We start from the raw sequence: 10,544 nt of genomic DNA on the forward strand, positions 1-10,544 counted from the left end.
GCGCTCATGAGGGTGGGATTTGCAATTTGCGCGGCATTGGCCGCAGCCGTGTCGTCGCCTGTGCTTGCGCAGGACCAGCCGCTCGAGCCGATCGAGCTTCCGCCCAGCATCGAGCAGGGCGTCGACCTCATCTACATCGACCCGGAGATCAAGCCGGAGATCGACCGCCGCAACGAGCTGTTGCGGACGATGGGCTTCAAGGACTGGAGCGGCGCGCCGATCGATTTGTACGTGCCGGTCAACGACCGCTACACCGACCTTCGCCGCGGGCTGATGAAATATCGCCAGCGCTGGGGCGACCTGCCGCAGGTGCAGGTGCCGACCGGCACGGTGGCGCTGAAGCCGGGATCGAAGGATGCGCGCGTCACCCTTCTGCGCCAGCGCCTCGGCCTTGCCGCAGGCGACAGCTTCGACGCCGCGCTCGAAAAGCAGGTGCGCGATTACCAGGCCGCGCACGGTTTGAAGGCGGACGGCGTCGCCGGCAACGGCACGCTCGCCTCGCTCAATCGCGGCAGCGAACATTTCGAGCGGATGATCATCCTCAACATGGAACGCGCCCGCCGCCTGCCGACCGCGCAGGACAATGCGCGCTACATTCTCGTCGATGCCGGCGCCGCACGACTTTACGTCTACGAGGACGGCAAGGTCGTCGATTCGATGAACGTCATCGTCGGCGATGCCGAACGGCAGACGCCGATGATGGCCGCCGAACTGCGCTACGTGCAGCTGCAGCCTTATTGGAACGTCCCGCCCGACTTGGCCAAGAATCTGGTCGCGCCGCGGGTGGTGGAACAGGGCGTCGCCTATCTGGAGGAACGCGATTACGCGGTGTTCGACGGATGGGAAGACGATGCCGCGAAGATCGACCCGGCGTCGGTCGACTGGAAGGGCGTCGCCGCCGGAACGGTCGATGTCCGGCTGCGCCGCGGTCCCGGCGAATGGAATTCGATGGGCGACATGAAATTCATGATTCCCAACGACTTCGGCATCTATCTTCACGACGTGCCGGAACCGGAAAAACCGATGTTCCAGGCCGAAAACCGGTGGATCAGCAACGGCTGCATCCGCCTGCAGGACGCCGACCGCCTGCTCAAATGGGCGTTCGGCGGCAAGCCCAACTCGACCGGTGAGACCGACGAGCGCGTCGACGTTCCCGATCCCGTGCCGGTCTACATCACCTACTTTACCGCCGCTCCGACCGCCGACGGCGTCGCCTTCCGCGCCGATCCGTACAACCGCGACGAGAAATTGCTTTCGCGAGTGACCCTCGACTCCGTCGACATTGCATCCACTTCCGAGTGATTGCCTAGCCGGCTGTTCACACGGACCAAGAGACTGGTCCGTTGGCGATGAAATGAAGCAACGCCCCCGCCGGCGCGCGGTTGACCGGGCGTGGATGCTTTGGTTTCCCTGCAAGCGCTCGCGCACCCCAAGCTGGCGCAGCCCGCTGCGCCGGCCGCGATTGGCAAGCTTCTGGTATACACCGCCGACATCACCGTTCTTTCGCTGGTGGTCGTTCAGCTCATGATAAACGTGAGCCACGCCCTCGTGTCGGACAGCATGCTCAACACCCGCATTTTGGCTTGGTCCGACGCTTGGGCGCGGTTGTGGCATATTCCGCTGCTGTGAGCGCACCGTTGCGGTCGCCGTCGGCCTTCCTGAACTTGTCGACGGTAGTGTGCGCCCATTCCTCGAACGACAGCCGACCGTCGCCGTTGGTGTCCAGCTTGGCATAGCTCTTGCGCCGCGGCTGGAGCAGCTCGGTCATGACGATCTTGCCGTCATTGTCCTTGTCGGCGCGGTCGAACCGTTTCTGCTCGCGGCTCTTGGGCGTCGCTTCGGGCGCGACCAGCGGCTGCTGGTCGACCATCGACGGCACCGCAGCCTGCGGCGGCGGCGCGGGCGGCAAGTCCTGGGGATCCTGCGCCCTGCCCTGCCAAAGCAGGAAGGCACCGGTAAGCATGAGGAAGGAGGCGAGGGCCCCGGCAAGGAAACGCGTCACGATCATCTCCGCAACTTCGGAGATTCGGCGCGATCATCGTCCGAAATGGACGCGCCGCTGTCAACCGATGCGGCCGCTCCAGCGATGGCGGAGCATGGCCAGCACCCGGCCGCGGCTGCCTTCCGCCTCCTCGCCCTCCAGGTCGCGCAACGCGGCGCGTGCCAGCATGGTCAGCGGCCGCAGCGCGCGCGGAAAGCGATGACCGGCCAGCATCGCGCCGTGGCCGCGCGCCGGTTCGATCAGGTGCGGCACGCCGCGCCGGCCGACCGACGTCAGCGCATAGAGCGCGCCCGCCGCGCCCAGCTTCGCATCGCCCTCGCCCAGCAGCCGTCCACCAAGGTCAAACAGCACGACGCCGCGGCCCGCGACATGCTCGGGGTCCGCGCGGTCGTCCAGCAGGGTCGCCCAGCCCGGTTCCAGAGCGGCGACGTCGCGCCCGGCAATGCCCCGGCCGATCAGCTCGGCGGCAACCGCCTGCAAGCGCGGTTCGGCCGGCGGCGCGCCGCCGTCGAGCGCTTCGAGCTGTTCGCGCCACCACGCCAGCTTGATGCGTGCCAGATTGGGGTCGGTGGCGCGGGCGACGACATCGCCCATCGCGACGTCGACCGCGAACATGGCGGCAACGGCCGGGCGCACCGGCGCGGGCATATGCAGCAAGGCGAGCGCGCGGTCCCCGCCGAGCGCGTCCTCGTCAGCGATAGCAGACGCGCTTGGCGGCCTCGACGACATCCTCGACCTTGATCAGCGCCAGCTTTTCGAGGTTGGCGGCATAGGGCAACGGCACGTCCTCGTCGGTCACGCGGAGCACGGGCGCGTCCAGGTCGTCGAAGCCCTCGACCATCGCGATGGCCATGATTTCCGAACTGATCGAACAGGTCGGCCAACCTTCCTCGACCACCACCATGCGGTTGGTCTTGGCCAGGCTTTTCAGCACCGTGTCCTTGTCCAGCGGCCGCAGCGTGCGCAGGTCGATGACTTCCGCTTCGATCCCTTCGCCGGCCAGCGTTTCCGCCGCCTGCATCGCCACCCCGACGCCGATCGAATAGGTCACCAGCGTCACGTCCGCGCCCTCGCGCACGATCCGCGCCTTGCCGATCGGCAACACGTAATCGTCCAGCTCCGGCACCTCGAAAGTCTGGCCGTACATCAACTCGTTTTCCAGGAAGACGACCGGGTCTTCGCTGCGGATGGCGGCCTTCATCAGCCCCTTGGCGTCGGCCGCGCTATAGGGCGCGATGACCACCAGGCCGGGCACGCTGGCGTACCACGGCCCGTAATTCTGGCTGTGCTGCGCGGCCACGCGCGACGCCGCGCCGTTGGGGCCGCGAAACACCACCGGACAGCGCATCTGGCCGCCCGACATGTAATTGGTCTTGGCCGCGCTGTTCACGATGTGGTCGATGGCCTGCATCGCGAAGTTGAACGTCATGAACTCGATGATCGGCTTCAGCCCGCCCATCGCCGCTCCGGTGCCGAGTCCGGCAAAGCCATATTCGGTGATCGGCGTGTCGACCACGCGCTTGGGTCCGAATTCCTGCAGCAGGCCCTGGGTGACCTTGTACGCCCCCTGATACTCGGCCACTTCCTCGCCCATCACGAAGACGCGGTCGTCGGCCCGCATTTCTTCGGCCATCGCGTCGCGCAGCGCCTCGCGCACCGTGGTTTCGACCATCTTCGTGCCTTCGGGCACGTCGGGGTCTCGCACCTCGGCCTTGGCCGCCGCGACGTTAAGCTGGTCGGTGCCGGTTTCCGCGTTCTGCGGCCCGTGGTCCTCGATCGCCGATCCTTGCGTCTTCTGGTCCGACGGGCGCGGCTGGTCGGGCACGTCCGCGTCCGCCTGCGGCGCCGCGCTGGCCGCGGCCGACGCGTCTTCGCCTTCGCCGGCAAGGATCGCGATCGGCTGACCAACCTTGACGTTGTCGGTGCCTTCCGGGACCAGGATCTTGGCGATCGTGCCCTCGTCGACCGCTTCGAATTCCATCGTCGCCTTGTCGGTCTCGATCTCGGCCAGGATGTCGCCGCTCGACACCTCGTCGCCTTCCTTGACCAGCCACTTGGCCAGCGTGCCCTCTTCCATCGTCGGGGACAGGGCCGGCATCTTCAGTTCGATACCCATCAGTTGATCACCGTTTGCTGGTGCTGGATCAGTTTCCAGCCCTCATCGCCGCCGCGATAGGTGCTGGAGCAATATGCGCGATAGGGGTCGCCGCCGTCGCGCTGCGCTTCGGCGCGATAGGCCAGCACCACCGCCTCGCGGCCGGGCCGGGTGACGTGCCGTTCCTGCATGTCGACCGCGGTCCAGCGCGGCCCGGACATCAGCGAGATCATCGCCCGGTCGCGGTCGAGGATGCCGGTTTCGCCGAACAGCATCAGGCAGTCGTCGTCGACCAGCTCGCCATAGGCCGAGCTGCCCTCGAGCCACAGACGCTCCTCGCCGTGCCACAGGTTTTCGTCGGTAATGGCCATCAATAGCTCTCCACCAGAACGTCGGTGAACAGCTCGGACGGATCGGGCTCGGGCGCGTCTTCGGCGAACTTGGCGGCGTCGACGATGATCTGCTTGATCTCCTTATCGATCGCCTTCAGCTCGTCCTCGCCGACGCCCAGCTTCTCCAGCTCCTTGGCGGCATGCTCGATCGGGTCGCGGTGGCTGCGCACGTCCTGCACTTCCTCGCGCGTGCGATACTTGGCCGGGTCGCTCATCGAATGGCCGCGATAGCGATAGGTCATCAGCTCGAGGATGATCGGCCCGTTCTCGCGCGCCCAGTCGAGCGCCATCTCCGCCGCTCCGCGCACCGCCAGCACGTCCATGCCGTCGACCCGGATGCCGGGGATTCGGAAGCTCTCGCCGCGCTTATAGAAATCGGGCTCGGACGCCGACCGCGCGACCGACGTGCCCATCGCATATTGATTGTTCTCGATCGCGTAGATCACCGGCAGGTTCCACAGCTTGGCCATGTTGAAGGCCTCGTAAACCTGCCCCTGGTTGGCCGCGCCGTCGCCGAAATAGGCCAGGCACACGCCGCCGTCGCCGCGATACTTGTGCGCAAAGGCCAGGCCCGAGCCCAGCGGCACCTGAGCGCCGACGATGCCGTGCCCGCCGTAAAAGCCATGTTCGACGCTGAACATGTGCATCGACCCGCCCTTGCCCTTGGAAATGCCGGCTTCGCGGCCGGTCAGTTCGGCCATGATCACCTTGGGATCGATGCCGTAAGCGAGCATGTGGCCATGGTCGCGATAGCCGGTGATGACGCTGTCCTTGCCGACGGTCATCGCGCTCTGCAGCCCGACCGCCACCGCTTCCTGGCCGATGTACAGGTGACAGAAACCGCCGATCAGGCCGAGGCCGTACAGCTGCCCCGCCCGCTCCTCGAAGCGGCGGATGAGCAGCATTTCCTTATAGAAATCGAGCAGCTGGTCCTTGTCGGCCTTGAACCTCTGGGGCTCCGGCGGGCGCTTGCCCGCATCGGCTTTGGTATCGGTCTTGGCTTTGTCGGATCGCGCCACTGGCGTCTCTTTCGCGGCTGTGTCGGGGCGCGGCGTCTATAAGAAAGGCGCCGCCATGCAGCAACCGCCGGAGGGACGATTCAGTTCAACGGCACGACGACTTCGTCGGGTCGGACCAGCCCGAGGTCGCGGCGGACCAGCTCGTCGGCCATGTCCGGATCGGCTTTCCGCGGGTCGAGCAGCCGGGACCGGTGTTTGAGCTGCGCCTTCTCCGCCTCGAGGCTCGCCAGCTCGGCTTTGCGCTCCTGCAAGTCGCGGTGATAGCCGCCCCAGGCAAGCAGGCCGTTCGGGCCCGCCACCGCATAGCCGGCGAAATTGCCGACGATCAGCAGTGCGAGCGCCGGCCACATGGCCCGGCGAACCAGTCCTAGATTGCGTTTGCCACCCATCCCGATCCCCAAGAATCACGAGTGAGTCGCACTTGCAAGCGAATTCCTTAATTCGTCCGCGAAAGCTGTTGATTCAGCCGCGATTATAGGCCGCGATCGCCGCCACGCCGGGATAGACCGCGCTGGTCCCCAGCTCTTCCTCGATCCGCAGCAGCTGGTTGTACTTGGCCACCCGGTCGGACCGGGCAAGGCTGCCGGTCTTGATCTGCCCGGCGTTGAGTCCGACGGCGAGGTCGGCGATGGTCGCATCCTCGGTCTCGCCCGACCGGTGCGACATGACCGCGGTAAAGCCGTTCTGCTGGGCAAGGCGCACGGCGGCGATGGTTTCGGTCAGCGTGCCGATCTGGTTGACCTTGACCAGGATCGAATTGGCGATCCCCTTTTCAATGCCTTGCGCCAGTCTTTTGACATTGGTGACGAACAGGTCGTCGCCGACCAGCTGGACCCGGTCGCCGATCCGGTCGGTGACCATTTTCCACCCGTCCCAATCGTCCTCGCCCATCCCGTCCTCGATCGACGCGATCGGATAGTCGGCGGCCAGCTGCGCCAGATAGTCGGCCATCTCTTCCGACGACAGGGTCCGGCCCTCGCCGTCCATCGCATAGGCGCCGTCCCGATAGAATTCGGTCGCCGCGCAATCCAGCGCCAGCACCACGTCGCTGCCGGCGGCATAGCCCGCGACCTCGATCGCCTTGATCACATGGTCCAGCGCCTCGCGCGCGGAGCCGATGTTGGGTGCAAAGCCGCCCTCGTCGCCGACCGACGTCGACAGGCCCGCCCGGTGCAGGTCGGCCTTGAGCGCATGAAACACTTCCGTGCCGCAGCGAAGCGCTTCGGAGAAGCTCGCCGCGCCGACCGGCATGATCATGAATTCCTGGAAGTCGATCGGGTTGTCGGCGTGCGCGCCGCCGTTGAGGATGTTCATCATCGGCACTGGCAGGGTCCGCGCCGCCGCGCCGCCCAGATAACGGTAGAGCGGCAGTCCGGCCGACGCGGCCGACGCCTTGGCCGCCGCCAGGCTCACGCCAAGGATGGCGTTGGCGCCCAGCCGGCCCTTGTTCTCGGTCCCGTCGAGCGCGATCATCGCGGCATCGACGTCGCCCTGGTCCGCGGCGTCGCGGCCGGCCAGCGCTTCCGCGATCTCGCCATTGACCGCATCGACCGCCTTGCCGACCCCCTTGCCGCCCCAGCGCGCCGTGTCGCCGTCGCGCAGCTCTACCGCCTCGTGCGCCCCGGTCGATGCGCCCGACGGCACCGCGGCGCGGCCAAAGCTGCCGTCCTCCAGGGTCACGTCGACCTCGACCGTGGGATTGCCGCGGCTGTCGAGAATCTGGCGTCCGCGGATCGCTTGGATGGCGCTCATTTCATTCCTTCTTACGCTGGCGTAATGATTGCCGCCGGCGGGGCGGCGACGACGCCGCCCTATAGGCATGGGCGGCAGGGGCGCAACTTTCGCGCCGCCAAGGGGAACGTGCGGGCGGCTGCAGGGTTGAACGGCAAAAGGAGTACCGACGATGGTTCAGCAGAATACCAACCTTCCCGAAGGCACCGATTCGATCATTAACGGGGCGATGGAAACCGACACCGGTTCGACCACCGGCAACCGCACCCCGGGCACGTCTGCGACGACCAGCACCGGCACCACGACGACCGCGACGTCCTCGACCACGGCCACCGGCGGCACCGCCACCGGCCTGATGGACAAGGTCCGCTCGCAGGGCAGCAAGCTAAGCGGCGAAGCCGCCGGCAAGGCCCGCGGCTTTGTCGGTCAGGGGCTGGAGCGCGGCTCCGAGGCGCTGTCGAACGTCAGCCGCCTGGTCGGCGACACCGCCGACGGCCTCGATGAGCGTCTCGGCCCGGAATATGGCGATTACGCCCGCCGCGCCGCGCAGGCGCTGGACAGCACCGCCAGCAAGCTGGCCACCAAGGATCCCGACGAACTGATCGACGACACCCGCCAGTTCGTCCGCAAGAGCCCCGGCATCGCGCTGGCCGGCGCGGCCATCGTCGGCTTCGCGCTTGCCCGCCTGATCAAGTCCGGGCTCGACAGCGATGACGACCGGAGCAACGGCTCGCGCAGCTGATGCTCAAGCCGGCCGATCCCAGCCCGCCGCATGACGAGCGCCCCATTGGCGCGATCGTCAGCGAACTCGTCGACGAAGGCAAAGTCTATGCGCGGGCCGAGGCGGAATACGCCAAGGCCATCGCGGCGGCCAAGGCCAAGTCGTACCGCACGCCCGTCATGCTGTTCGTGCTTGCGGGCGTGGTCGGGCTCGGTGCGGTCAACGCCTTGTGCATCGCGATCTTCGTCGCTTTGTCGACGCTGATGAGTCCGCTGCTTGCCGGCCTTGCCGCCTTCGTCCTGATCGGCGCCGTCGCCGCCGGACTCGGCTGGCTGGGCGCGGAAAAGTTGAGGAAGCCGTCGTGATCGATACGCCGGAAGTGCGCGCCGCCCGCCAGCGCGCCGATACTGCCCAGCACCGCATGGTCGGGTTGCTTCAGGAATTGCAGCAACGGGTCGCGCCAAAGACCCTCGCCCGTGACGCGTGGGACAATGCCAAGTCGCGCGGCGCCGACCTCGCCGAGGAAGCGGTCGACGCGGTCCGCGCCCGGCCGCTCGCCGCCACGGGCGCCGCCGCGGCGCTCGGCCTGTTCCTCGCTCGCGAACCGTTGATGGATCTCGCCAGCAAGCTGTGGAACCGCGGCAAGGACAAGGACAACACGCCGGACACCGACCGTCACCAACCGAATACATCGCGTGCCAGGCGCGCGCGCCAGAATGTGGAGGACTGACCATGACCGATTTCGACAACACCAACCGCACCGACGGCCGCACGACCCCGAACCAGGGCGTCGCCGGCGACGTCCGCGAACGCGCGATCGACGCCTATGACAGCGCCCTCGACACCGCGTCGAGCGCCGCGGCTAAAACCAACGAGGCGATCGAGACCGCGCCGCTGATCGCGCTTGGCGCGGGCATTGCCGCCGGTGCGCTGATCGCCGCGCTGATCCCGGCCAGCCGCCGCGAACGCGAATTGCTCAAGCCTTATGGCGACCGGGTCACCGGCGCGGCCAAGGGCGCTGCCCGTGCCGCCCGCGAAACCGGCACCGAAAAGCTGCGCGAGCTTGGCCTCACCCCGGACAACATTGCCGACAAGGCCAGCGAAGCCGCCAAGGCGACCGCCCAGGCCGCCGTTGGCCAGTTCAAGGACAAGGCCGGCAGCAACCGCTAGAAATCTGGCGGTTCGCAAACGGTCGCTTTGCTGGTAGCGGATCGCCGATGAGCAAGCTTCACCTCGTGTTCGGCGGCCGGGTCAAGGATCCCAGCGGCCTCGACTTCGATCTCGACACCGTCGACCTCGTCGGCCTGTTCGGCAGCTATGCCGACGCCGAAGACGCGTGGCGCGCCAAGGCACAGCTGACGGTCGACGATGCGGAGATGAAATATGTCGTCGTCCACCTACACCGGCTGCTTGAGCCGGATACGGACGGCATCACGGGGTCGGCCGACAACGCCGGCTAGGCGTTGCGGTAACGCCACAGCAGCAGCGGGCGCTGCATCAGCAGGCCCGCCACGAACCCGCCGACATGGGCGGGCGTCGCCAGCAGCATGCCCTGCAGCCCGGCCAGCATGCCGGTCATCAGCTGCAACACCACCCAGGCGGCCAGCAGCCACAAAGCGTTGAGCAGCCGGTTGAGCCGCGCCGACGCGACGATCTGCTTCTGCTGGCCGAAACTGAGCGCAAAGGCGCCGATGATCCCGCTGATCGCGCCGCTGGCGCCGACCATCGGTACCGCCGCGTTCGGATCGACCGCCCATTGGGCCATCGCCGCGACATAGGCCGACACGACGTAGATGAAGATCAGGGCGCCGGACCCGAGCACCCGCTCGACCGCGCGTCCGCACCACACCAGGATCAACAGGTTGAGCCCGAGGTGCAGGATGCCCGAATGGACCAGCGTCGAACTGAGCGGGGTCAACACCGCGGGCACGGCCGGGCCCAACAGCACCATGCCGCTCAGCCGGTCGGGAATGAAGCCCGCCGCCACGGCCGCGGTGTTGCTGTAGCCGGTGGCGGCCGCAAGCAGCCACGCCAGCGCGGTGACGATGGCGATGATCCCGGTGGCGGTGCGAAGGAAGGTCACGCCGGCCGCCGTCCCCCTAGAGGAACTCGACCTTTTCGATCTCGTAATAATGATCGCCGGAAGGGGTCGACACTTCGACTTCCTCGCCCACTTCGCGGCCGATCAGCGCCCGGCCGAGCGGCGAATTATAACTGATCTTGCCGTCCTTGGCGTCGGCCTCGGCCTGCCCGACCAGCTGGTACTTCACCGTCTTGTCAGCCTCGTCGACCAGGGTGACGGTCGCGCCGAACAGGATCTTCTTGCCCGACAGCGTCGACGGGTCGATCACCATCGCCCGCGCCAGCTGGTCCTCGAGATCGGCGATTGTCGCCTCGATCTGCCCCTGCCGTTCCTTGGCCGCATGATATTCGGCGTTTTCGCTGAGGTCGCCATGGGCGCGCGCGACTTCGATCGCTTCGACCACCGCAGGCCGCTCGACGGACTTGAGCTGGCGCACCTGCTCGGAGATGCGGCGATGGCCTTCCGGGAGCATCGGCACTTTTTCGCTCGCCATTATCGCGG

Annotated in this window: 15 protein-coding genes; 6 read left to right on the plus strand and 9 right to left on the minus strand. The window is 67.0% G+C overall.

Translation table 11 applies throughout. The features are described 5' to 3' along the window. Positions 1-48 precede the first annotated feature (48 nt). Entirely contained in the window at positions 49-1,302 is a 1,254-nt protein-coding gene (locus tag H8M03_RS04340; RefSeq protein ID WP_187480518.1) for a L,D-transpeptidase family protein, read from the plus strand. A gap of 262 nt (positions 1,303-1,564) precedes the next feature. On the opposite strand, the gene H8M03_RS04345 is transcribed toward H8M03_RS04340, so the two are convergent. The 7 genes from H8M03_RS04345 to eno form a co-directional block, all read right to left on the minus strand. Continuing rightward, positions 1,565-2,008, minus strand: a complete 444-nt coding sequence (locus H8M03_RS04345) for an EF-hand domain-containing protein (protein WP_246449093.1) — start codon at positions 2,006-2,008, stop codon at positions 1,565-1,567. A gap of 54 nt (positions 2,009-2,062) precedes the next feature. After that, complete coding sequence (locus H8M03_RS04350) at positions 2,063-2,731, minus strand: squalene/phytoene synthase family protein (RefSeq protein ID WP_187480520.1); 669 nt, start codon at positions 2,729-2,731, stop codon at positions 2,063-2,065. Beyond that, entirely contained in the window at positions 2,694-4,118 is a 1,425-nt protein-coding gene (locus H8M03_RS04355) for a pyruvate dehydrogenase complex E1 component subunit beta (protein WP_187480521.1), read from the minus strand. Before H8M03_RS04355 ends, H8M03_RS04350 begins: the two co-directional genes overlap by 38 nt. After that, entirely contained in the window at positions 4,118-4,468 is a 351-nt protein-coding gene (locus H8M03_RS04360; RefSeq protein ID WP_187480522.1) for a DUF4440 domain-containing protein, read from the minus strand. Before H8M03_RS04360 ends, H8M03_RS04355 begins: the two co-directional genes overlap by 1 nt. Next, complete coding sequence (gene pdhA, locus H8M03_RS04365; protein ID WP_246449095.1) at positions 4,468-5,508, minus strand: pyruvate dehydrogenase (acetyl-transferring) E1 component subunit alpha; 1,041 nt, start codon at positions 5,506-5,508, stop codon at positions 4,468-4,470. Before pdhA ends, H8M03_RS04360 begins: the two co-directional genes overlap by 1 nt. A gap of 80 nt (positions 5,509-5,588) precedes the next feature. Further along, positions 5,589-5,858, minus strand: coding sequence for an FtsB family cell division protein (locus H8M03_RS04370; protein WP_246449096.1), 270 nt, complete (start codon positions 5,856-5,858; stop codon positions 5,589-5,591). Positions 5,859-5,970: 112 nt separating this feature from the next. Then, the gene (gene eno, locus H8M03_RS04375) at positions 5,971-7,260 is read right to left on the minus strand and encodes a phosphopyruvate hydratase (protein WP_187480524.1); all 1,290 of its coding nucleotides are present in this window, start codon (positions 7,258-7,260) and stop codon (positions 5,971-5,973) included. A 151-nt stretch (positions 7,261-7,411) separates the two neighbouring features. Between eno and H8M03_RS04380 the strand changes: the two genes are divergently transcribed. Genes H8M03_RS04380 through H8M03_RS04400 form a run of 5 tightly spaced genes read left to right on the plus strand, consistent with a single transcriptional unit; the run spans position 7,412 to position 9,420 of the window. Further along, on the plus strand, positions 7,412-7,981 hold the full coding sequence (locus H8M03_RS04380; protein WP_187480525.1) for a hypothetical protein: 570 nt from the start codon (positions 7,412-7,414) through the stop codon (positions 7,979-7,981). After that, positions 7,981-8,325 (plus strand): phage holin family protein, encoded by a 345-nt coding sequence (locus H8M03_RS04385; RefSeq protein WP_187480526.1) that lies wholly within the window; start codon positions 7,981-7,983, stop codon positions 8,323-8,325. Before H8M03_RS04380 ends, H8M03_RS04385 begins: the two co-directional genes overlap by 1 nt. Continuing rightward, positions 8,322-8,690 (plus strand): hypothetical protein, encoded by a 369-nt coding sequence (locus tag H8M03_RS04390; RefSeq protein ID WP_187480527.1) that lies wholly within the window; start codon positions 8,322-8,324, stop codon positions 8,688-8,690. Before H8M03_RS04385 ends, H8M03_RS04390 begins: the two co-directional genes overlap by 4 nt. A 2-nt stretch (positions 8,691-8,692) precedes the next feature. Next, complete coding sequence (locus tag H8M03_RS04395; protein ID WP_187480528.1) at positions 8,693-9,130, plus strand: hypothetical protein; 438 nt, start codon at positions 8,693-8,695, stop codon at positions 9,128-9,130. Positions 9,131-9,177: 47 nt separating this feature from the next. After that, a complete protein-coding gene (locus H8M03_RS04400) occupies positions 9,178-9,420 on the plus strand; it encodes a DUF4170 domain-containing protein (RefSeq protein WP_187480529.1) in 243 nt (80 codons plus the stop codon). Here the strand turns inward: H8M03_RS04400 and H8M03_RS04405 are convergent. Then, positions 9,417-10,043 (minus strand): rhomboid family intramembrane serine protease, encoded by a 627-nt coding sequence (locus H8M03_RS04405; RefSeq protein ID WP_187480530.1) that lies wholly within the window; start codon positions 10,041-10,043, stop codon positions 9,417-9,419. The genes H8M03_RS04400 and H8M03_RS04405 overlap by 4 nt on opposite strands. Positions 10,044-10,059: 16 nt before the next feature. Then, positions 10,060-10,536, minus strand: a complete 477-nt coding sequence (gene greA, locus H8M03_RS04410; RefSeq protein WP_187480531.1) for a transcription elongation factor GreA — start codon at positions 10,534-10,536, stop codon at positions 10,060-10,062. Positions 10,537-10,544 lie beyond the last annotated feature (8 nt).

The organism is Sphingomonas sabuli (assembly GCF_014352855.1).
Taxonomy (GTDB): Bacteria; Pseudomonadota; Alphaproteobacteria; order Sphingomonadales; family Sphingomonadaceae; genus Sphingomicrobium; species Sphingomicrobium sabuli.